Source organism: Kitasatospora sp. NPDC094019 (assembly GCF_044764505.1).
Taxonomy (GTDB): domain Bacteria; phylum Actinomycetota; class Actinomycetes; order Streptomycetales; family Streptomycetaceae; genus Kitasatospora.
This window is the reverse complement of the sequence record NZ_JBIWIF010000002.1, coordinates 572,784-593,611: the sequence shown is the minus strand read 5'-3', so window position 1 is coordinate 593,611 and position 20,828 is coordinate 572,784. Positions and strand designations below refer to the sequence as shown.

Sequence of the window (20,828 nt, the reverse complement as noted above, 5' to 3'; positions counted from 1 at the left end):
TCTCCCGGCCCGCCCGGAGGCGGGGTGCGGGAGGCCGGCGGCGGGCTTGTCGAGCGTGCTCACCCGGTCACTCGGCCTGTCGCCGGCGGCGACGGCCGACACCCAGCGTGGTCAGGCCCAGCAGCACCAGGAGCACGACGCCCACCACGGCGGGGACGATCGAGCCGGAGTCGTGCGGCGCGTCGGCGGCCGGGGCCGCGTTCATCACCACCGGGCCGGCGGCCTGGGCGGCCGCCGAGGTCGTCGGCGCGTCGGTCGGCGCCGCCGGAGCGGTCCCGACGGCCTCGGGCGTCTCCACCGGGGCGGGGGCGGGCGGCTCCGTGCCGGCGCCGTCCGGGGGCGGGAGCACCGCGGTGTCCGTCGCCGGTGCCGGATCCGTCGGCACCGGTGCGGGGGCCGGGGCCCCGGCCCCCGGGGTGACCGGCTGGGGACGTCCGGCGCCGCCGGTGGTGCCGGTGGTGCCGTTGGTGCCGTTGGTGCCGTTCGGAGTCGCCGCCCCGGGGGCCGGCTTCTTCGGCGTCGTGGCACCACCGCTCGTGCCGCTGCCGCTCGTGTTGCCGCCGGTGCTGCCACCGCCACTCGCGCCGCTGCCTCCGCCGGAGGTGCCTCCGCCCGAGGAGCCGCTCCCCCCGGTGGCGGTGCCGCCGGACGAGGCGGAGCCACCGGAGGCGCCCCCGGTCGCCGCGCCGCCCGTGCCGCCGCCGGTGCCACCGCTCGTGGAGCCGCCGTTGCTTCCGGTCCCGGGGTCGGTCGGCGGCCGGGTCGGCTCCGGGGACGTGCCCGTCCCGCCGCCCGTCGACGTGTTGTGCGCCCGCAGGGTGTCGGGCGCGACGGTCGGCCGGCCCTCGGTGCCCTCGATGTTGGTCCCGCCGAAGATCCACAGGTCGACGCTGCCGGGCTTGGGCTGGTAGCTCATCGCGCCCAACTGGCTGTACGACCAGTCGTTCTGGCCGGGATCCGCGTGCCAGTACGACCAGTAGGCCGAGGCCGGGGGCGTCAGGACGCACTTCTCCTGGTCCGGGGCGGGGAACTGCTTGCCGCCCTGGAAGCCGCTGTAGCCGATGCGGCAGATGAACGCCGGACCGTCGTGCCCGGTGCCGGTGGTCTTCCAGCCGCCCTGGTTGAGCAGCGTGAACCCGGTGGTCGGGGTGGTCCCGCAGGAGCGAAGCAGTGGACCGCCCCACTTGCTGAAGTCCACCGCCAGCACGACTCCGGACGTGGTGGTGCACTGCTCGATCGGCAGCGGGGCCGCGACCGCCGGGCTCGTGGCCGCGCCGAGACCGCCGGCCGCGAGGGCGAGCGTCGCCGCGGCGGCTCCGAGCAGCCGGCCGATCCCCCGGATCACCGGTGACGCCCCGGGGTCGAGCCCGCGCGGCGGCGGGCGACCAGGACCGCGCCGGCTCCGGCGGCGGTCAGCAGTGCCGCGACGGTCGCCAGGCCCAGCGCCTCGGCTCCGGTGCCGGCCAGGCTTCCCGTGTCCGGCCGGGTCTGCACCGGCCCGGCCGGGACTCCGCCGCCGGGTCGCGGGCCGTCGACGGCACCGGGGTACGGTCCGTCGCCGCCACCGGCGACAGGTCCGTCGGCGGGCGGGACGACGCTCCCGCCCGCGGGCGGGGTGACCGACCCTCCGGAGGGCACGGGACTACCGGTGGCCGACGGGGAGGCGGACGCGGTACCGGTGGCGGTCGGTGTCGGTGTCGCCGTGACGGTGGCCGTCGGGCTCGGGGTCTGCGTGACCGTGGCGGTGGGCGTCGGCGTGTCGGTCGCGGTGGGCGTCGGTGAACCGGTCGGCGTACCCGTTGCCGTCGGCGTAGGCGTGCCGGTCGGCGTACCCGTCGCCGTCGGCGTACCCGTCGCAGTGGGCGTCGGCGAACCGGTCGGCGTACCCGTGCCCGTCGCGGTCGGGGTGGGCGTCGGCGTGCCGCCGAGCTCGCGGCGCAGGGTGCCGAAGGAGATCCCGGTGGCACCCCCGACCGCCTGGGTGGAGGCCCGGACGTCCGAGCCCCGCTGGCCCTCGGAGGCGACGTTGAAGCCGCCGTCGCCGTTCTGCTGCCCGGCGAGGGAGTCGAGCGCCTTCGCGATCCTGGGTGCGTGGGCGGACTGACGAAGAGTCATGCCCTGGATCGCGAGGGCGGCCGAGTTGGTCGAGTTCCCGGACGCGCCGGGGAAGCCGCCGTCCGGCAACTGCCGCCCGGCCAGCCAGGAGACGCCCTTGTCGATGGCTTGGGCGGCCTCGTCCCCGGGGACCAGCGCGAGGGCCATGACGGCCATCGCGGTGCTGTCCACGTCGGAGTCGCCGGTGGCGGGGATCAGGCTCGGCCAGGAGCCGTCGGTGTGCTGGAGGCTCTTCAGGTAGGTGACGGCGGCGGCGGCGTTGGCCGTGTCGCCGGCCCGCAGCTGCGCCATGATGCCGAGCGCCTGGGAGAACACCGAGGTCGCCCAGGTGTAGTTGCCGGGTCCGGCGCATCCGGCGTTGTCGTCGGCCTTGGCGCAGACGGCCGCGGCCAGCGCGGCGATCAGGTCGTGGCCGCCGAAGGCCCGCGGGTCGCGGCCGACCACCTCGGCCAGGAGGGCCTCCTTGCCGATCGAGCCGCCGCCGGCGTACTCGGTGCCGATGCCGGTCCAGTCGTTGACGGTCCGCTCGCCGGTGTCCTTGCCCTGCTGGTCGAGGAAGTCCACGATCCGGCGCAGGGCCGCGTCGTCCGCACCGGTGGCGGCGAGCGCGAAGGCCCCGTCGATGGTCAGGCCGAAGTCCGCGAAGTCCGGGAACGCCTCGTAGTAGTGACCGCCGATCAGGTTCGCCGGGGCGGTCAGGTAGGCACTGCCCCGGGCCAGGTCGGGGATCCTGCCCGCGGGCGCGGTCGGGGTGGCGGTGGAGCCGTTCGGGTTGTGGCGGACCGTGGTGGGATCGGTGCCGGTCAGCGCCAGCACGGCCTGCTCGGTCGCGGCCGCGTCGGCGTCGGTCGTCGACTCGTCGGGGAGGAAGCCGCCGTCCTTGCCCTGACGGCCGCCGAGCCATGCCTTCGCCGCGCTCTGCCTGGCGCCCTGGCCGATGGCGAGCAGGGCCTGGGCTCCGGCGGCGGTGCTCACGGTGTCACCGGCGGCGCCGACGTAGGGGGCGTAGGAGCCGTCGGCCTGCTGGCCCGCCACCAGGCGGTCGGCGGCCTTCTTCGCGATGGCCTCGCCCCCGGCCGTCCCGCGCAGGGCGAGGACGGTGAGGCCCGTGGCCACCGGGTCGGCCTCGCAGTAGCCCCCGGCCACGATCATCGAGCCGGCGATCCCGCCGTCGGCGCACTGGAGCACCGCGAAGCGGGCGAGCGCCGACGCGGGCGGCGTCACACCGGCGCGCCGCAGGGCGACGACGCCCCATGCCTGGGTCCAGGGCGAGGCCGCGCCGTAGAAGTCCCCGGCGGCCGTGCACTTGCCGTTCTCGCCCTGCCCGGCGCAGACGTGGTCGGTGAGCGCGGCGATCAGGTCACGGCCGCCGAAGGCCCTGGGGTCGCCCTCGGTGCTCTCGGCGACCAGGGCCAGCAGTGCGGCGGCCCTGGAGTCGGGCTTCCCGGCCGGTCCGTCCGGGAACAGGAACTCGTCGGTGTGTGCGGCGAGGTGGGCGACGACCTTGCGCAGGGCGGGGTCCTGGGTCCCGGCGGCGGCGAGGGCGATCGCGGTCTGGGCGGTCCGGGGGAAGTCGGCGCCCTCGAAGGCCCAGTTGCCCATGTATTCGCCGTTGACCAGCTGGGCGGCCAGCCAGGCGGCCGCCGCGGCGGGGTCGCCGGGGGTGGCGGACGGAACGGTCGGGCTGGGCGAGGGGGACGCGGTGGCCGACGGCGAAGGCCCACTGTTCTTGGCGCGGACGGAGTCCGGGGTGAAGCCGGGCGCCCCGCTGGTGCCGCCGATGTCGGTACCGCCGTAGACCCATGCCTCGACCTCGCCCGGCTTGGGCTTCTGGCTCGCGGCACCGAAGCGGCTGTAGGTCCAGGTGTCCTGGCCGGCCTCCGCGATCCAGTAGGACCAGTACGCCGTCGCCTGCGGGGTGGTGGTGCAGGGCTCCTCGGCGGCGGTCGGGTACTGGGTCCCGTTGTCGAAGGTCCCGTTGCCGAGCCGGCAGATGAAGGCGGGGCCGTCGTGCTCGGTGCCGGTGGTGCCGAAGCCCGCGTTGTGCAGCAGGTTCATGCCGGTCGTGGGGTGGGCGTCGCAGCCCCGGACGACGCCGCCGCCCCAGTGGCCGAAGTCGACGGCGACGATCGCGCCGGTGGTGGCCGTGCACTCCTCGATCGGGTCGGCGGCGGCCCGGCCGGGATGTCCGAGCAGCACGGTGCCGCCCGCGGCGACCGCGACGGCGCTGGTGGCGACGAGGGACGTGAGCCCCCGGAATCTGTGGCTCGTACGACTGCTGCTGGGCCTCACTGGCGACTCCCCGATCGGTCATCGGGTCGCACGACGCAGCCGACGGCTCCTCGCACGAGGAACCGCCCGGACCGCGTCGTAGTCCACGACGACGCAAGCACTTCTGAACGACGCCCCGGCGCAGGCATTCCGGCTCATCCGCCGGTGAGGACGGATCTACGGTTGCGGGTCAGCGCCGGAATCGGACCGGCTTCCCCTGACTGCCGAGGAGTGAAAATCGGTTCATCAGACCATGTGGCTCCGAGAGCCGTCAACGGTGCGTCATGTCACCTTCCCCACCTCGTGGTCCTTCCGGCGGTGCGGTAGCGTCCCCGGTGGCCGAGCGGGGGAACCCGGTGCGAATCCGGGGCTGACGCGCAGCGGTGTGGAGCGGCGCGCGGCGTCGCTCCGAGCCCGAATGCCCGTGCGGCCGCGCAGCATCAGCGACAGCCAGCCCACGCGATCCGGGCGGCGGCCGCCCCGCCGCCCCGCGCCCTCACCGGCGCCCGGGCCGGGGCCGGATCGGCGCCCGCCACTCCGAGGAGTCCCCGTGTCCGTTCCCGCCCTCCCGCGCTCCGTCCCGTCCCGCGCCGCCTCCGCGGTGACCGTCGCGGTGGCCGCCGGTGCCCTGGTCCTGTCGGCCGTTCCGGCCCACGCGACCGCGACCCCGGCCCAGATAGCCACCTCGAAGAGCACCGGTGTGACCTACCTGAAGTCCCTCCAGGCTTCCGACGGCAGCTATGTGACGGGTGGCGGCCTCTCCAACGAGTGGGCCTTCAGCGCCCTGGCCGCCGCGGGGACCGCCGCCGCCGACGTCACCCCCGGCGGCGACCCCACCAAGAACGCCCGCCTCGTCTACCGCAACCAGCTCGCGGCCGCCGGCTGGCCGGGGGCCGCCCCCGTCGCCACCGACTACCAGCGCGGCACCCTCAACGCCTACGCCGCCGGCATCGACCCGGCCCGCGTCGGCCCGGGCCGCAACCTGATCGCCGACCTCGTCGCGTACTGGCAGACCGCCGAGCCCGGCTACTACGGCCCGTCCGCCAACTTCAACGGCACCGTCTTCGGGCTCCTCGCCCTCGGCGGCGCCAAGACCCAGGGCGGCACCAAGCGCGTCCCGCAGGCGCTGCTCGACGCCTCCGCCACGGCCGTGCGCGCCAACCAGCACACCGACGGCGGCTGGAACTACAGCAAGGCCGCCGGTGACCCGACCGAACTCGGCAAGGGCAGCGACATCGACATGACCGGCGCGGCGATGGCCTCGCTGTGTGTCGGCGGCGTCCCCAACACCGACCCGGCGGTCGTGGCCGCCAAGAACTTCCTCAAGGGCAAGCTGCTGTCCTCCGGCGCGTTCAACGCCATGTGGGGCGCCAACACCGACTCCAACGGCTGGGCCGTCTCCGGCCTCAACGCCTGCGGCATCAACCCCCAGGGCACCGACTTCACCAGCGGCACCGGCAAGACCCCGGTCGACTTCCTGATCGCCCAGCAGTTCAAGCCCGGTGGCGGGTTCAAGTACCTGCCCACCGACACCAGCCCCTCCTCCTACGCCTCCGTCGACGGCCTGCGGGCCGTCGCGGGCGCGGGCTTCACCGCCACCCCGCCGGCGCCCACCGCGGCCGGGGAACCGGCGTGGGCCGCCACCACCGCCTTCACCGCCGGCACCGCCGCCCGCCTCGCCCTCGTCGTCGACAACGGCACCGCCACGCCCAAGGTCTGCGCCGTCACCCTCACCCCGACCGGCAGCACCGTCACCCTGGGCGACGTCCTCGACGCCGCCGCCACCGCCACGCCGAGCGGCTGCGTCACCTCCGTCACCCCGGCCACCGGCACCGGTACCGTCACCGCGATCAACGGCACCGCCAACAGCGGCCCGTCCACCTGGAAGGTCAGCCTGGACGGCGGCACCGCCACCGCCGCCGCCCGCGCCACCACGGTCAACGTGGGCGACACCGTCTCGCTGCGCTACGGCAGCTGATCCGGGACGCACCACGGGCCGAGGGTCCCCGGGTACCGGCTACCGGCTACCGGCTACCGGCTACCGGCTACCGGCTACCGGCTACCGGGGACCCTCGGCCAACCGCTCGTTCCGCCGGGGTGGCGGGAACACGCGGCAGCGAGGACCATCACCGTGCGGCCCGGCCGCACCGGCGAACACACACAGGGGGACGGATCCACATGAGGGCTTCCAACTGGGCGGCGGCGTGCTACGTCGCCCTGGTCACGGTGTCGGCCGCGCTGGGCGGGGCGACCGAGAACGGCCGCTTCTACCTCGCGGCCGTCGTCCTGACCCTGCCGATCGGTCTGCTCGCCCTGGTGGCGGTCTACGTCGTCCGGGGGCTGCTGACCGGCGTGGGCGGCCTGTTCGCCACCACGCGACTGCCCGACAGTTCCGACCCCGCCTGGCTGACGGACGCGGGGATCGCGGCCAACACGGCGCTCTTCGCGGCCGCGGCGGTCGCCACCGTCCTCGTGGCCCGCCGCCTCTCCGCCCGCCGCCGGACCCACCGGACCGCCTGAACCAGGCCGAACGCGGTCTCAACCAGTGGGCAGAATGGTGGAACGGGCTGCCCGGGGCGACGGTCTGCGTCTACGCTGGCCCCTGTAGCTGGTTCGTCCTGCCCGCCAGGCAGGACGTCGTAAGAGGGAACCCGGTGACGCCATTCGACTGGCCAGTCCGGGACTGCCCCGCAGCGGTGAGCGGGAACGACCGCCGTCATACGCACTGGGTCCGAGCCGGACCCGGGAAGCGACGGCCAGTAGGTACCCGTCCTCGACGAGGACGGGTGTGCCCGCGAGTCCGAAGACCTGCCCGCTGCCCGCCCCCGGAGGATCCGCGGGCGGCTGTCCGATGACCTCGAGGGCGGGTCGGCGACCACAGCAGGCGGTTCAGGCACGCCCGTCCACGGCGGCCGCCGTCCGGCTCGTCGTCCCTTCGCGCCCTCGTCCCGTCACCGGGCACTTGAGGAGCAAGACTCGCGAAGGAGAGTCCCTTGACCACGAAGTCCGCAGCCGCGGCCACCCGGGCCACCGTCCACGGCTACCCCCGCCAGGGCCGCAACCGGGAGCTCAAGAAGGCCATCGAGGGCTACTGGAAGGGCGCGGTCACCGCGCAGGCGCTGCTGGCCACGGCCGCCGACCTGCGCCGCGGGAACTGGCAGCAGCTCGCCGACTCCGGCATCGAGGAGGTCCCGACCGGGGACTTCTCGCTGTACGACCACGTGCTCGACACCACCGTCGCCGTCGGCGCGATCCCCCTGCGCCACCGGGCCGCCGTCGACGCCGACCCGCTCGACGGCTACTTCGCCATGGCGCGCGGCACCCAGGACGTCGCGCCCCTGGAGATGACCAAGTGGTTCGACACCAACTACCACTACCTGGTGCCCGAGCTCGGCCCCGACACGGTCTTCACCGCCGACTCCGCCAAGGCCGTCGGCGAACTCACCGAGGCGCTCGCGCTCGGCCACGACGCCCGCCCGGTGCTGGTCGGTCCGGTCACCTACCTGCTGCTCGCCAAGCCCGCCCCGGGCGTGGCCGCCGACTTCGAGCCGATCACCCTGCTCGACCGACTGCTGCCCGTCTACGCGGAACTGCTCGCCGCGCTCAAGGCTGCCGGCGCGCGGTGGGTCCAGCTGGACGAGCCCGCCCTGGTCCAGGACCGCACGCCGGCCGAACTGAACACCGCCGCCCGCGCCTACCGCGAGCTCGGGGCCCTCACCGACCGGCCCAAGCTGCTGGTCGCGAGCTACTTCGACCGTCTCGGCGAAGCCCTGCCGATCCTCGCCAAGGCTCCCGTCGAGGGCCTGGCGCTGGACTTCACCGGCCCCGCCGCCGCCAACCTCGACGACCTCGCCGCCGTGGGCGGTCTGCCGGGCAAGCGCCTGGTCGCGGGCGTCGTCGACGGCCGCAACATCTGGATCAACAACCTGGAGAGGTCCCTCGCCACCCTGGCGACCCTGCTCGGCCTCGCCGACCGCGTCGACGTCGCACCCTCCAGCTCCCTCCTGCACGTACCGATCGACGCCACCACCGAACGCGACATCGACCCGCAGATCGCCCGCTGGCTCGCCTTCGCCAAGCAGAAGGCCGCCGAGACCGCCCTGCTCGCCCGGGGACTGCGCGAAGGCACCGGCGCGATCACCGCCGACCTCGCCGCCAACCGTGCCGATCTCGCCTCCCGCGCCACGTCGCCGATCACCCGCGCCCCGGCCGTCCGCGACCGGGTCGCCGCCGTCACCGGCGCCGACGCCCGGCGCGCCCAGCCCTACCCGGTGCGGGCCGAGGCCCAGCGCGCCCGCCTCGGCCTGCCGCTGCTGCCCACCACCACGATCGGTTCCTTCCCGCAGACCACCGAACTGCGCGTCGCCCGGGCCGATCTGACCGCCGGTCGGATCGACTCCGCCGCGTACCGGGAGCGGATGGAGGCCGAGGTCCGCGAGGTGATCGCCTACCAGGAGAAGGCCGGCCTGGACGTCCTGGTCCACGGCGAGCCCGAGCGCAACGACATGGTCCAGTACTTCGCCGAACAGCTCACCGGCTACCTCGCCACCCGGCACGGCTGGGTGCAGTCCTACGGCACCCGTTACGTCCGCCCGCCGGTCCTCGCCGGCGACATCTCCCGTCCCCACCCGATGACCGTCGACTGGTTCCGCTACGCCCAGGACCTGACGGACCGCCCGGTCAAGGGCATGCTCACCGGTCCGGTCACGATGCTCGCCTGGTCCTTCGTCCGCGACGACCAGCCGCTCGGCGACACCGCCCGCCAGGTCGCCCTCGCCCTGCGCGACGAGGTCACCGACCTGGAGGCCGCCGGCGCCGCCGTCGTCCAGGTCGACGAACCCGCCCTTCGCGAAACCCTCCCGCTGCGCGCCGCCGACCGCCCCGCCTACCTGGACTGGGCCACCGAGTCCTTCCGCCTCGCCACCTCGGGCGTGCGCGCCGACACCCAGATCCACACCCACATGTGCTACGCCGAGTTCGGCGCCATCATGACCGCGATCGACGAACTCGACGCCGACGTCATCTCCCTGGAAGCCACCCGCTCCCACATGGAGGTCGCCGGCGAACTCGCCGCCGCCGGCTACCCCCGCGAGGTCGGACCCGGCGTCTGGGACATCCACTCCCCCCGCGTCCCCAGCACCGACGAGGCCGTGGAACTGCTCCGGGCCGGCCTCGCGGCGATCCCGGCCGAACGGCTCTGGGTCAACCCCGACTGCGGCCTCAAGACCCGCGGCTGGACCGAGACCCGCGCCTCCCTCGACAGCCTGGTCGGCGCCGCCCGCCGCCTGCGCGAGGAACTCGCCGGCTGACCCGTCGGCACGAACTCGGGGGGCGGGCGCGGCGGCGGTGCCGCGCCCGCCCAGGCGGCGCCACTGCCGCCCGGGCGGCAGTGGCGTTCAGACGGCCACGGAGGACAGGCCCAGGTTCTGGTAGATCTCCGTCGTGACCGTGGAGAAGTTCATGGTCATGAAATGCAGCCCCGGCGCACCCTCGGAAAGCAGCCGGCCGCACATGGCGGTGGCGTGCTCGATTCCGGCGGAGCGGACCGCCGCCGGGTCGCCCTGAAGGCGGAACATGCGCTCGGAGAAGTCCGACGGAATGACCGCGGTGCTGAGACTCGGAATGCGCTGGAGCGACCGGATCGTGGTCACCGGCATGATTTCCGGGATCACCGGCATATCGCATCCGACGCTCTGGAGACGGTCACGGAATCTGAGGTAGCTGTCCGCTTCGAAGAACATCTGGGTGATCGCATAATCCGCGCCGGCCCGCCATTTGGCAAGGAAATGGCGGATCTCCGAGTCCCAGTCCGGCGATCTCGGGTGCATTTCCGGGAAGGCCGCCACGCCGACGCAGAAGTCCCCGGACTCCTTGATCAGCCGCACCAGGTCCGCCGCGTACTCGACACCGTCCGGGTGACGGGCCCACGGACCGAGCGGGTCGCCGGGCGGGTCGCCACGCAGCGCCAGGATGTTGCGAACTCCCTGGTCGGCGTAGTGTCCGAGGATGTTCCTGAGTTCGGCGACGCTGTGGTCGACGGCCGTCAGGTGGGCCGTGGGAGTGAGGGTCGTCTCCTGGGCGATGCGGCCGGTGACCTTCACCGTCCGCTCCCGGGTCGACCCGCCGGCGCCGTAGGTCACCGAGACGAAGGTCGGGGAGAGCGCCTCCAGACGGCGGATCGCATTCCACAGTCCGGCTTCCGCCGCGGTACTGCGCGGTGGCATGAACTCGAACGAATAGGAACGCTTCCCGGTGGCGAGGAGATCGCGCACGGATGCCGCCCGGTCGTTACGGGTGGAGGGGGTTCCGAGTGTCATGCCGAGAGGCTATACGGAATCCGGGACAGGGCACTGCTGGCGTCCGTAGAGTGATACGGGCTTGTTCGGAAAGACATCCTTCGATGTCCGGATCCAAGGCTCGCGCAGTGGATCCGCAGCGGCTCCGGACGTTGCACAATAGAGGCATGGAAAGACAGGCGAACACTCTTCCCGGCCTTCCCGTCCGGGGCCGGTGCGCGGTGATGGGAATTCTCAACGTCACGCCCGACTCGTTCTCGGACGGCGGCAGCTGGCTGGATCCGGGCCGGGCCGTGGCGCACGGGCTCGCGCTCGCCGCCCAGGGTGCCGACATGGTGGACGTGGGCGGGGAGTCGACCCGCCCGGGCGCCCGCCGGGTGCCGGTCCAGGAGGAGCTCGCCCGGGTCCTCCCGGTGGTGCGGGGCCTCGCCCGCGAGGGTGTCCTGGTGAGCATCGACACGATGCGGGCCGAGGTGGCGGAGGCGGCGCTGGACGCCGGCGCCCGGATCGTCAACGACGTCAGCGGAGGCCGGGCCGACGACCGGATGGCGAAGACCGTCGCCCGGTCCGGCCTGCCGTTCGTCGTCATGCACTGGCGGGGGCAGTCCCGGGCGATGGACGCGCTGGCCGGCTACCGGGACGTCGTGGCCGACGTGACCGCGGAGGTGGAACGCCAGCTGGACGCCGTGGTCTCGGCCGGGGTCGACCCGGCCCAGGTGATCGTCGACCCCGGCCTCGGCTTCGCCAAGAGCCGCGACGACGACTGGGCGCTGCTCGCCGCCCTGGACGCCTGGCACGCGCTGGGACGACCGCTCCTGGTGGGACCGTCACGCAAACGCTTCCTCGGCGAACTCCTCGCGGACCCGGCGACCGGCGAGCCCCGCCCGGCCCGGGAGCGGGACGACGCGACCACGGCGACCGCCGTCCTGGCCGCCGCCCGAGGCGCCTGGGCGGTGCGCGTCCACGAAGTGAGGTCCGCCGCGGACGCCGTGCGGGTCGAGGCGGCCGTGCGCGCCCACCGCCCGGTGGCCGACCGGTGGGCGCCGTACCGCGGCGGGTAGGGGTCGGCCATGGCCCGCCGCGCCGCCGATGGCCCCTCACCTGCGGATTCCTCGCAGGGAAGCGGCGGTTCCTGCGAATTCGGCGAACCGGCCGCGGTGGTACGTTCGCAGCGTCCGGACAGGAGAGGAACGGTGGGCGCCATGGCACGTCCGACCGGGCGGAAGATCTACGCCCACGCCAAGCTGCGCCGGCTCCGCCGCGAGCACGGGATGAACCAGGTCGAGCTGGCCCGCGAGCTCGGCATCTCGACCAGCTACCTCAACCAGATCGAACACAGCCAGCGGCCGCTCACCGCCGTCGTGCTGCTGCGGATCTCGGAGGTGTTCGGGATCGACCCCGAGTTCTTCTCGGAGGCCGAGGAGGAACGTCTCGGCACCGACCTGCGCACCGCGCTCGCCGACGAGATCTGCGGCGGCGCCGTCCCGGCCGAGGAGATCGCGGAGGTGAGCCGCGACCACCCCGAGGTCGCCCGCGCGCTGATCGCGCTGCACCGGGGTTACCGGGCGGCGGCCGCGCGCATCGCGGATCTCGGCGGGACCGGGGAGCCCGGGGCCGCGGAGGGCATTCGGCCGGCCGAACCCCATGACGAGGTCCGGGACTTCTTCTACGCCCACCACAACCACATCGCCACCCTGGACGAGGTGGCCGAGCGGACCGCCGCCGCGCTCGCGACCGGCGCCGCCGGAAACAGCAGCGGACACGGTGCAGGACGAGGTGCCGGACACACGGCAGGACACACCGCCGCCGCCCTGACCGCCCGGCTCGCCGAGCGGCACGGCGTACGGGTGGTGGAGGCCGATCCCCGGCGGGCCGCCGACCTGCGGCGCCACGACCCCGGGACCGCCACGCTCCACCTCTCGCCCTGGCTGACCGACGGCCGACGCGCCTTCCAACTCGCCACCCAGCTCGCACTGCTGGAGCACCGACCGCTGCTCGACACGCTCGTGGCCGCGGCCGGGCCCGACCTCACCTCGCCCCAGGCCGCCGACCTGGCGCGGATCGGCCTGGCCAACTACTTCGCCGGCGCGCTGCTCATGCCCTACACCACCTTTCACGCGGCCGCCGAGGAACTCCGGTACGACATCGACCTGTTGCAGACCCGGTTCGGCGTCGGCTTCGAGACCGTCTGCCACCGGCTGAGCACACTCCAGCGTCCGGGCCACCAGGGCGTCCCGTTCTCCTTCCTGCGCGCCGACCGGGCCGGCAACATCTCCAAGCGCCAGTCGGCCACCGACTTCCACTTCTCCCGCCTCGGCGGCACCTGCCCGCTCTGGACCGTCTACGAGGCGTTCTCCTCGCCCGGCCGGATCCTCACCCAGGTCGCCGAAATGCCGGACGGGAAACGCTACTTCTGGATCGCCCGGACCGTCTCCCACGGCGGCTGGGGCCACCGCGCCCCGCGCAGCGAGTTCGCCGTCGCACTCGGCTGCGAACTCCGCCACGCCCACCGCCTGGTGTACGCCGAGGGCGTCGCGGTCAACGCGCCCGGAGCGGCGACCCCGATCGGTCTGGGCTGCCGGATCTGCGAACGCCGCGACTGCGCGCAGCGGGCCCGTCCGCCGGCGGGCGGCCGCCTGCTGGTCGACCCCGACCGGCGCGGCCGAGTGCCCTACCCGGTACTCGGCGAGACGTCCGACGCCGGTCCGTGAGACGTCGGCCACCTCTTCCCGCCCCGCGGTCTACGACTCCGCCGCGCCGGTTCCGGTCCTCCCGGCGAGGATCGGCACCGGCCGCTGGCCGGGGCCGTGGTAGGAGGCCAACGGGCGGATCAGGGCGTTCCGGGAGAGCTGTTCGGTGATGTGGGCGGTCCAGCCGGTGATCCGGCTCATCACGAAGAGCGGGGTGAAGACCGGGGTGTCGAAGCCCATCAAGTGGTAGGCCAGACCGGCCGGGTAGTCGAGGTTGGGGTGGATGCCCTTGCGTTCCAGCATCGCCCCGCGCAGGGCCGTGTGGAGTTCGGCGAGCCGGGGTGCGGCGGGGTCCGCCGATCCGGCCAGCAGATCGTCGAGCGCGGCCTGCATGATCGGGACGCGGGAGTCACCGTGCTTGTAGACCCGGTGGCCGAAGCCCATGATTTTCCGCTCGACGGCGAGCGCCTGGTCGAGCCAGCCGGCGGCGCGGGCCGGGTCGCCGATCTCCTCCAGCATGTGCATCACGGCCTCGTTGGCACCGCCGTGCAGCGGGCCCTTGAGGGCGCCGATCGCGGCGGTGACCGCGCTGTAGAGGTCGGAGAGGGTGGAGGTCACCACCCGGGCGGTGAAGGTGGAGGCGTTGAAGCTGTGCTCGGCGTACAGCACCAGGGAGATCTCGAAACAGCGCACCACGTCGGGCGCCGGAACGGTCCCGAAGCACATGTGGAAGAAGTTCTCGGCGTACCCGAGCCCGGGGTCCGGCGCGATCGGTCGCAGGCCGCGCCGTCGGCGCTGGTCGGCGGCGACGACCGTCGGCAGCTTCGCCAGCAGGGCGAGGGACTTGACGAGGTTGGAGGCCGGACGGCCGTCGTCCTCGGTCGGGTCCTCGGCGCCGAAGAAGCTGACGGCGGTGCGCAGCACGTCCATCGGGTGGCAGGTCTCCGGGAGCTTCGCCAGGACCTCGGCGGTGGTCCGGTCGAGCGGGCGCAGGGCACGCTCCCGGGCCCGGAACTCGCGCAGCTGCGCTTCGTCCGGCAGCTCCCCGTGCCACAGGAGGTACGCGACCTCCTCGAAGGAGCGGTGGGCGGCGAGGTCCTGGACGGGATAGCCGCGGTAGGTCAAGGAGTTGGTCTCCTGGATGACGGTGGAGATCTCCGTGGTGTCGACGACGACACCGGCGAGGCCGCGATGGACCTCGGGTGCGGTGACGGGCATGGTGGCGCCTCCGATGGGCCGGGTGTCGAGGAGTCAGGTGCCGACAGGTCGGGCGCTGTCGGGTCGGGCGCCGGGAGGGAGGGTGAAGTCGAGGACACCCGCGTCGAAGGACGCGTAGTCGGCGTAGCCGAGGAGTTCGTAGAGCCGGGAGCGGGTCTGCATCCGGGGCAGCAGGGACTCCTGGGTGCCCTCGGCGGCGATCGTGCGCAGGCCGTCCTCGACCGCGCCCATGGCCAGGCGCAGCAGGGTGACGGGGTAGAGGGCGATCTCGTACCCGAGGTCCTGGAGGGTCCGGGCGTCGAGCAGCGGGCCCTTGCCGAACTCGGTCATGTTGGCGAGCAGGGGCACGTCGACGGCCTTGCGGAACGCCTCGTACTCGGCGATGTCGGCGAGGGCCTCGGGGAAAACCGCGTCCGCGCCCGCGTCGACGTAGGCCCTGGCCCGGCCGATCGCCGCGTCGAGTCCTTCGACGGCGCGGGCGTCGGTGCGGGCCATGAGCAGGAAGTCGGGGTCGCGGCGGGCGTCGACGGCGGCGCGCAGCCGGCGGACCATCTCGGCGCGGGGCACGACCGTCTTGCCGTCGAGGTGGCCGCAGCGCTTGGGATTGACCTGGTCCTCCAGGTGCAGCCCGGCCAGGCCCGCGTCCTCCAGGAGTTGGACGGTCCGGGCGGCGTTCATGGGTTCGCCGAAGCCGGTGTCGGCGTCGACGAGGACGGGCAGGTCGGTGGCCCGGGTGGTCTGCTGGGCGCGCTGGGCGATCTCGGTGACGGTGGTGAGGCCGATGTCGGGCAGACCGAGGTCGGCGGCGAGGACGGCACCGGACAGGTAGGCGGCCTCGAAGCCGAGGTCCTGGATCAGCCGGGCGGAGAGCGGGTTGATGGCGCCGGGCATGGTCAGCAGTCGCCCGGAGGCCAGGCGTTCGCGCAGCGCGCGACGGCGTCCGGAGGCGGTGGTCCGGGTGTGCAGCATCAGAACAGGCCCTTCGGAAGGGTGGCGTCGAACGCGCGCACGGCCTCGGTGTCGACCGCGGGGAAGAGGCCGTCGAGGTCCGCGGCCCCGGAATCGGCGAGGCTCTCGGCGGCCAGCAGGAAGCGGTCCTGGTCGGCGGGCGCCACGATGCCGTCGGCGAGGGTGCGGAACTTGCCCTGGTAAGCGGCCCGGTCGAAGGGGCGGGCACCGGCGGGGTGGGCGTCGGCCACGGCCAGTTCGTCCTCGACCACCGTGCCGTCGTCCAGGGTGATCACCACCCGGCCGCCGAAGGCCCGGCGCCGCGGGTCGGGGTCGTGGTAGCGGCGGGTCCACTCCGGGTCCTCGACCGTGGTGATCCTCCGCCAGAGCCGGACGGTCTCCGGACGGGCGGCCCGTTCGGGGGCGTACGAGCGCTGGTGGTGCCAGCCGCCGTCCTCCAGGGCCACGGCGAGGATGTAGGGGATCGAGTGGTCGAGGGTCTCCCGGCTCGCGGTCGGGTCGTACTTCTGCGGATCGTTCGCGCCGGAGCCGATCACCTGGTGGGTGTGGTGGCTGGTGTGCAGGACCACCGAGCGGACCCGGCCCAGCGGCCCGGTCTTCTCCCGCAGCCGCCGGGCCAGGTCGATCACCGCCTGCGCCTGGTACTCGGCGGAGTACTCCTTGGTGTAGGTCTCCAGGATCGCCCGGCGTGGCTGGCCGGCCTCCGGCAGCGGCACGGTGTAGTCGGCGTCGGGGCCGTCGAGCATCCGGGCGAGGAAGCCGTCCTCGCCCTCGTAGATCGGCGAGGGGGAGGTCTCGCCGCGCATCGCCCGGTCCACGGCCTCGATCGCGGCCTTGCCGGCGAAGGCCGGGGCGAACGCCTTCCAGCTGGAGATCTCGCCCTTGCGGGACTGCCGGGTGGCGGTGGTCGTGTGCACCGCCTGCTGGACCGCCTGGTACACCGTTCCCGTCGGCAGCCGCAGCAGCGCGCCGAGGCCGCAGGCGGTGGCGGCGCTGAGGTGCGCCACGTGGTCGATCCGGCGCTCGTGCAGGCAGATCCCCTTGACCAGGGCGACGTGCACCTCGTAGGCGGCGACGATGCCGCGCAGCAGGTCGGCCCCGGTGCGGCGGGTGTGCTGGGCGACGGCCAGCAGCGGCGGGATGTTGTCGCCGGGGTGGGAGTAGTCGGCCGCGAGATAGGTGTCGTGGAAGTCCAGCTCGCGCACCGCCGTGCCGTTCGCCCAGGCCGCCCACTCGGGCGGCACCCGGACTCCGGTGCCGAACACCGACGCGCCCGAAGCCCCCGGACCGCCCGCCCGGTTGGCGGTGGCCTGTGCGCGGGCGACGGCGACCGGGCGCCGCAGCAGCGAGGCGACGGCGACGGCGGCGTTGTCGACGACCCGGTCGACGGCCGTCGACACGCTCTCGGGGTCGAGTTCCCCGGTGCCGGTGGCGACGGCGGCGAGCCGCCAGGCCAGTTGCTCCTCGCGCGGCAGCCGTTCGGCACTGGGGTGGACGCGGACGTGGTGCTCGATCACGGGACTCCTCATGGACGTCGGGCGGCCCGTGGCTCGGGCTCGGGCCGAGGCGCGCGGCTGGGAGACGCGGCCGGGGCACAGGGCCGGTGCACGTGGCTGGGACACGCGGCCGGGGCACGGGGGCTTCCCTGACGAGCCTGCTCCCCCGGCGGCCGGGGATCCAGCCTGCCAATCGGTGGAATCCGTACCCGGCCGATCTGTGAATCTGCGGATTCTGCGGATTCCGGAGGCGCTGCGGATGCGGCGGGCCGCCAGGGGGCAGGGCGGGCGCACAGCGCCCGGACGTTCTCGGGCCGACCGCGGCGCGGTCGGCCCGACACCGTGAGCGCAGCTCGATCGGTCCGGTCGTCGGCGCGGGCACGGACAATCCGTCTCCCCCGCGCACGTGTCACCCGGATTCGTGCGGCCGGCGGGCCCGTACCGCCGACGAACGGAGTGCCGCCGTCAGGCGGTCGGTCCCGGGCGGCGGGTGACGGCCTGGCGGGCGATTCTGGCGAGGACCGAGGGGTGCATCAGCAGCGAGGGCGGGGCGGTCATGTTGGCCACCTTGACGAAGCGGGTCCAGACGTCGGCATCGTGCCTGGCCAGCGCGAAGACCCGCTGGTTGTACCAGTGCGCGAAGCGGGCGGCCAGGGGTTGGCCGGTCGGGCTCCACATCAGGTCCGAGGTGGTGGAGAGCGACCACGGCACCTTGATGATCCCGGCCGCCGTGCGCAGGTACTCCCGGCTCAGTCCGGTCAGGTCCTTGCCGCCGGAGCGGCGGCCGAGCAGCGAGCCGAGCGCCTCGGCCTCGATGGCGGGCACGGTCAGCCCCTGGCCGTAGACCGGATTGAAGACGCAGAGCGCGTCGCCGATCGCGATCAGCCCGTCCGGCCAGCCGGGGTTGCGGTGGTGCAGGCGCCAGGTACTGCCGGGGTTGGTGTAGCGGTACAGCTCGTCGTGGCCGCCCCGGCGGGCGATCTGCTCGGCCAGCCGGGGGTTGTCCAGGGTTCGCGCGTAGTCCAGGAAGCCGTCGGGGTCGGTGGGCGGGTCCTGCTCGAAGCCGAACAGCGAACAGACCCAGCGACCGTTCTCCACCGCCAGCATGGCGCCGCCGCGGCGCACCGCGGGGGCGAAGGTCATCTGGTAGGCGAGGTCGTAGTCCTTCTCCTCGGGGGTGCGGTCGAAGACCATCGTGGTGTAGGTGATCCTCGCCTTCACCGTGTTCTTCGCCGAGACCGGCAGTCCGGCCTCGGCCAGCCAGTCGTCGATCGCGGTGGTGCGCCCGGAGGCGTCCACCACCAGGTCGGCCATGACCTCCCGCGGCCCGCCCGCCCCGGTCGAGTAGCGGACCCTGTCGATCCGACCGTCCGGGCCCTTCCCCAGGCCCCGGACCCGGGCCTCGCCGAGCACCCGGACCTGTGCCAGGTCGAGCACCCGGCCCCGGATCCGCCGCTCCAGCTCGTCCCGGGTGAAGGACTGGATCCGCACTCCGGTGGTGGCGCGCACGGCGTAGCCGGTGGGCAGCAGGAAGCTGATCCGCTCACCGTAGTCGTACACGGGCGCGCCGAGCTCCTCCAACTCCGCGCGCAGGCCCGGGAAGAGCAGCTCCAGCGCCTGGGCGCCCCGGGCCAGCATCGCGTGCGCGTGGTACGACTGCGGCGCGGTCGGATGCGCGCCGGTCGTACGGTCGACCGCGTCCCGCTCCAGCACCAGGACCTCGGCGAAGTGGTCGGCCAGGACCCGGGCCGCCAGCAGTCCCGCGTAGCCGCCGCCGATCACCACGGCACGTTCCCGGCCCCGGCCGGCCCGGGCCTTCCCCGCCCTCGTGTCGGCGCTCGGGTCCGTGCTCGGGTCCGCAGTCGTCTCGGCGCTCGGGTCCGTGCTCGGGTCCGTGCTCGGGTCCGTGCTCGGGTCGGCGCTCCCGTCGGGGTTCGCGCCCGGTGCCGAGGTGTCCTTGTCCGCGTCCGTCATACCGGTCCCCGTTCGTCGGGCCGCCGGGGGCCCGGTCGGGCCACCGTCCGCGCACCACTTCACCGGGCCGCTCCGGGGATGATCAAGGGGGACGGAGGGGCGTGCGGGGGCGTACCAGGGGCGCTGGACCGCGGCGTGCCGGACCGGCGCGCCGCGTACCCGGCACCGGAGCCCGAGGCGGCCGGACCCGTCCGGGACGGCGGCGCGTTCGTCGTCGAGGCCCACGTGTCAAGACTCACCCGGATGATTCGCCAGACCCTCTGACTACTTCTCAAGTCGCATGAGCATCCACCTGTGGGCGGATCCTCTGCGCCCTGTGGGTGGAGGACCGGTTCGTGCCCGTCTGAGAAAGTGTCAGCCCCTCACACGTTTCGAGTGTTACGCAAGCTGTCGACACGGACACAGGAGGACTCATGAGGGTGACGGAGCAGCACGACAGGGCTCGGACGGCGCCGGGCGCGCGGGCCCACGCCGGACGGCGCCGCACGGCCGTGCGGGTCGTCGCGCTCGCACTCGCGGGCGCGGGTCTGATCGGGGTGAGCGCCCCGACGGCCGGCGCCCTCGGCACCGGTCCGACCGAAGTGGTGACCGGCGTGGCGGGCGGCGGCGGCCCGCGCCCGGGCGGCGTGGACGCCCGGGCGCTGAACGAGGCGCTGGCGGGCGTGGTCGGGATCGGCGGCGCGTCCAGCTCCCTCGCCCGGGTGACCGAGTACGGGCGCACGGTGTGGAAGGGCACGGCGGGCGTGGGCGACTTCTCGACCGGCGCCGAGCCCTCGGCGGACGGCCGGTTCCGGATCGCCAGCGTGACCAAGACCTTCGTGGCGACGGTCGTCCTCCAACTGGTCGGCGAGGGCCGGTTCGGGCTGGACGACAGCGTGGAGAGCCTGCTGCCGGGTGCCGTCCCGGGCGGCGGCTCCGTCACCGTGCGCCAGTTGCTCAACCACACCAGTGGGTTGTTCGACTACACCGAGGACCCGAGCGTCGGCCTTGACCACGAGACCTGGCTCCGCGAGGGACGCTGGCGGAGCTGGACACCGCGGCAACTCCTCGCCGTGGCCAACAGCCACCCGCCGTACTCCGCGCCCGGCACGGCCTGGCACTACGCGAACACCAACTACCTGCTGGCCGGCATGATCGTCGAGCGGGTCACCGGCCACGACTGGCGCCGGGAGGTGGAGCGCCGGATCGTCGACCGCCTGGGGCTGACCGGGACTTCGATGCCGGTCCACTCGACCGGGATCCGCGGCCCGCACGCGCACACCTACCTCGACCTGCCCGGCGGCCCGGTCGACGTCACCGAGATGGAGCCCAGCGAGATGGACGCGGCGGGCGTCGGCATCTCCACCACTGCGGACCTCGCCGCCTTCCTCCGGGCCCTGCTCACCGGCCGGCTGCTCCCCGCGCCCCTGCTCACCGAGATGCTGACGGTCGCCCCGGAGAGCGGCGGCGCCCAGTACGGCCTGGGCATCGCCCGGCTGACCACGCCCTGCGGCGAGATCTGGGGCAACAACGGCAGCACCGGCCGCGGCCACAACAGCGCCGTCTACGGCACCCCGGACGGTCACCGGCTGATAGCGGTCTCCACCAACGGCTACCGCGCCACCGGCCAGGGCTGGCCCACCTCCCAGAAGCTCCTGGCCACCGCCTTCTGCGGCCGCCGGCCGACCACCGGCGCGCCCGCCGCCCCGACCGGCTGAGCACCGCCCTGCCGCCCGGCCCGACCGGCCGGGCGACGGGCGTTCGTCACCCTCGACCCGGCGGTGGTCGGCACCGTGGGAGGCCGAGCTCGTGCTTGCCCG

The 20,828-nt window shown here is 74.1% G+C and carries 13 protein-coding genes and 3 riboswitches; of the genes, 6 read left to right on the top strand and 7 right to left on the bottom strand.

Annotation, left to right across the window (positions count from 1 at the left end):
* Positions 1-67: 67 nt before the first annotated feature.
* Both ACIQ9P_RS07640 and ACIQ9P_RS07635 read right to left on the bottom strand, forming a co-directional pair.
* Complete coding sequence (locus ACIQ9P_RS07640; RefSeq protein ID WP_402351279.1) at positions 68-1,345, bottom strand: hypothetical protein; 1,278 nt, start codon at positions 1,343-1,345, stop codon at positions 68-70.
* Positions 1,342-4,407, bottom strand: a complete 3,066-nt coding sequence (locus tag ACIQ9P_RS07635) for a prenyltransferase/squalene oxidase repeat-containing protein (RefSeq protein ID WP_402351276.1) — start codon at positions 4,405-4,407, stop codon at positions 1,342-1,344. The genes ACIQ9P_RS07640 and ACIQ9P_RS07635 overlap by 4 nt, the downstream gene beginning before the upstream one ends.
* 101 nt (positions 4,408-4,508) lie before the next feature.
* Positions 4,509-4,650: riboswitch (cobalamin riboswitch) on the bottom strand.
* Between the two features lie 82 nt (positions 4,651-4,732).
* A riboswitch (cobalamin riboswitch) is annotated at positions 4,733-4,810 on the top strand.
* Positions 4,811-4,987: 177 nt separating this feature from the next.
* Here ACIQ9P_RS07635 and ACIQ9P_RS07630 point away from each other — a divergent pair.
* The 3 genes from ACIQ9P_RS07630 (at position 4,988) to metE (ending at position 9,695) form a co-directional block, all read left to right on the top strand.
* On the top strand, positions 4,988-6,364 hold the full coding sequence (locus ACIQ9P_RS07630; protein ID WP_402351497.1) for a hypothetical protein: 1,377 nt from the start codon (positions 4,988-4,990) through the stop codon (positions 6,362-6,364).
* A 200-nt stretch (positions 6,365-6,564) separates the two neighbouring features.
* Complete coding sequence (locus tag ACIQ9P_RS07625; RefSeq protein ID WP_402351273.1) at positions 6,565-6,906, top strand: hypothetical protein; 342 nt, start codon at positions 6,565-6,567, stop codon at positions 6,904-6,906.
* A 72-nt stretch (positions 6,907-6,978) separates the two neighbouring features.
* A riboswitch (cobalamin riboswitch) is annotated at positions 6,979-7,217 on the top strand.
* A 162-nt stretch (positions 7,218-7,379) separates the two neighbouring features.
* A complete protein-coding gene (gene metE, locus ACIQ9P_RS07620) occupies positions 7,380-9,695 on the top strand; it encodes a 5-methyltetrahydropteroyltriglutamate--homocysteine S-methyltransferase (RefSeq protein WP_402351270.1) in 2,316 nt (771 codons plus the stop codon).
* A gap of 87 nt (positions 9,696-9,782) precedes the next feature.
* Here metE and metF read toward each other — a convergent pair whose 3' ends face one another.
* Positions 9,783-10,703, bottom strand: coding sequence for a methylenetetrahydrofolate reductase [NAD(P)H] (gene metF, locus ACIQ9P_RS07615; protein WP_402351267.1), 921 nt, complete (start codon positions 10,701-10,703; stop codon positions 9,783-9,785).
* A 203-nt stretch (positions 10,704-10,906) separates the two neighbouring features.
* Between metF and folP the strand changes: the two genes are divergently transcribed.
* Together folP and ACIQ9P_RS07605 are read left to right on the top strand one after the other, a co-directional pair.
* The gene (folP, locus tag ACIQ9P_RS07610) at positions 10,907-11,743 is read left to right on the top strand and encodes a dihydropteroate synthase (RefSeq protein ID WP_402351264.1); all 837 of its coding nucleotides are present in this window, start codon (positions 10,907-10,909) and stop codon (positions 11,741-11,743) included.
* A 141-nt stretch (positions 11,744-11,884) separates the two neighbouring features.
* Positions 11,885-13,393: a short-chain fatty acyl-CoA regulator family protein gene (locus tag ACIQ9P_RS07605; protein WP_402351261.1), complete on the top strand. Its 1,509-nt coding sequence runs from the start codon at positions 11,885-11,887 to the stop codon at positions 13,391-13,393.
* 30 nt (positions 13,394-13,423) lie between these two features.
* Here ACIQ9P_RS07605 and ACIQ9P_RS07600 read toward each other — a convergent pair whose 3' ends face one another.
* The 4 genes from ACIQ9P_RS07600 to ACIQ9P_RS07585 all read right to left on the bottom strand — a co-directional run bounded on the left by ACIQ9P_RS07600 (position 13,424) and on the right by ACIQ9P_RS07585 (position 19,029).
* Positions 13,424-14,590 (bottom strand): bifunctional 2-methylcitrate synthase/citrate synthase, encoded by a 1,167-nt coding sequence (locus tag ACIQ9P_RS07600; protein ID WP_402351258.1) that lies wholly within the window; start codon positions 14,588-14,590, stop codon positions 13,424-13,426.
* A gap of 33 nt (positions 14,591-14,623) precedes the next feature.
* On the bottom strand, positions 14,624-15,559 hold the full coding sequence (prpB, locus tag ACIQ9P_RS07595) for a methylisocitrate lyase (protein ID WP_402351255.1): 936 nt from the start codon (positions 15,557-15,559) through the stop codon (positions 14,624-14,626).
* Positions 15,559-17,076, bottom strand: a complete 1,518-nt coding sequence (locus ACIQ9P_RS07590) for an MmgE/PrpD family protein (RefSeq protein WP_402351252.1) — start codon at positions 17,074-17,076, stop codon at positions 15,559-15,561. The genes prpB and ACIQ9P_RS07590 overlap by 1 nt, the downstream gene beginning before the upstream one ends.
* Before the next feature lie 444 nt (positions 17,077-17,520).
* Entirely contained in the window at positions 17,521-19,029 is a 1,509-nt protein-coding gene (locus ACIQ9P_RS07585) for an FAD-dependent oxidoreductase (RefSeq protein ID WP_402351249.1), read from the bottom strand.
* Between the two features lie 413 nt (positions 19,030-19,442).
* Here ACIQ9P_RS07585 and ACIQ9P_RS07580 point away from each other — a divergent pair, with 413 nt between their 5' ends.
* Positions 19,443-20,726, top strand: a complete 1,284-nt coding sequence (locus ACIQ9P_RS07580) for a serine hydrolase domain-containing protein (RefSeq protein WP_402351246.1) — start codon at positions 19,443-19,445, stop codon at positions 20,724-20,726.
* Positions 20,727-20,828: the final 102 nt, after the last annotated feature.

Excerpts from the sequence above, each read along its gene's own strand:
- ACIQ9P_RS07625 (WP_402351273.1), top strand. The coding sequence starts at position 6,565 with ATGAGGGCTTCCAACTGGGCGGCGGCGTGCTACGTCGCCCTGGTCACG.
- metF (WP_402351267.1), bottom strand. The coding sequence starts at position 10,703 with ATGACACTCGGAACCCCCTCCACCCGTAACGACCGGGCGGCATCCGTG.
- folP (WP_402351264.1), top strand. The coding sequence starts at position 10,907 with ATGGGAATTCTCAACGTCACGCCCGACTCGTTCTCGGACGGCGGCAGC.
- ACIQ9P_RS07605 (WP_402351261.1), top strand. The coding sequence starts at position 11,885 with ATGGCACGTCCGACCGGGCGGAAGATCTACGCCCACGCCAAGCTGCGC.
- ACIQ9P_RS07600 (WP_402351258.1), bottom strand. The coding sequence starts at position 14,590 with ATGCCCGTCACCGCACCCGAGGTCCATCGCGGCCTCGCCGGTGTCGTC.
- prpB (WP_402351255.1), bottom strand. The coding sequence starts at position 15,559 with ATGCTGCACACCCGGACCACCGCCTCCGGACGCCGTCGCGCGCTGCGC.
- ACIQ9P_RS07585 (WP_402351249.1), bottom strand. The coding sequence starts at position 19,029 with ATGACGGACGCGGACAAGGACACCTCGGCACCGGGCGCGAACCCCGAC.
- ACIQ9P_RS07580 (WP_402351246.1), top strand. The coding sequence starts at position 19,443 with ATGAGGGTGACGGAGCAGCACGACAGGGCTCGGACGGCGCCGGGCGCG.